Annotated in this window: 1 pseudogene; it reads right to left on the bottom strand. The window is 71.2% G+C overall.

Features of this window, described 5'->3' with window-relative positions:
* A pseudogene (locus BZY54_RS48560) lies at positions 1–623 on the bottom strand (RICIN domain-containing protein); the annotation flags it as partial.
* Positions 624–625: the final 2 nt, after the last annotated feature.

Below are 625 nucleotides of genomic sequence, written 5' to 3'. Positions count from 1 at the left end.
CGGGCCGACCGGGAGTCCAGATAGCGGCGGGCACCCCAGCCGAGCACGGCCTCGGCGATCAGCACCCGCAGGCCACCGTCGAAGTGACCGAGTTGCTCGGCCGCGTGCCGGCAGTGACGGCACGCGCGAAGGTGCTGCCGGACATCGGGCAGCATTGCCCCGCCCCGGCGCAGGGGAGCGTCGAGGAGCCGGTTGTAGAAACGGCATTCACCGGTCGGCGCGAGTTCCCGGTGTGCGCGCACGCAGCCCGCCCGGAATTGCTCCCGTGCCTGCTCCAGCGTGCCCACCGCGCCACCGGCGTCCATCGCCAGCAGACCCGACGGTATGGTTATGGGTTCGGCCTCGACCTCGGTGTGCCACAAGAGGCATTGGAAAGCGCCGGGAAGGGCCTGGAAAGCCCTTTCCGCGAGCAGCCGTTTCTCGGACGTCATGGACTTCACCGCCCGAAGACCGCGACCTCCCGAAGGTCTGCTCAGTTCCGGCAGTACGGCGCATGCCGCCTCGTCGGCGGCCCATTCCCGGACGGTTTCCCGGGCGGCGACGAGGAGTTGCGGGCGCAGGGCTCCGCCGACCGTGCCTCCGGTCAGCCGGCGCAGCACCTGCCGGAAGGCGGCGGTGGCCACCA

It is taken from the genome of Streptomyces carpinensis (genome assembly GCF_002154505.1).
Lineage (GTDB): Bacteria > Actinomycetota > Actinomycetes > Streptomycetales > Streptomycetaceae > Streptomyces > Streptomyces carpinensis.
The sequence above is the reverse complement of the archived record's forward strand: the minus strand, read 5'-3'. Positions and strand labels throughout refer to the sequence as shown.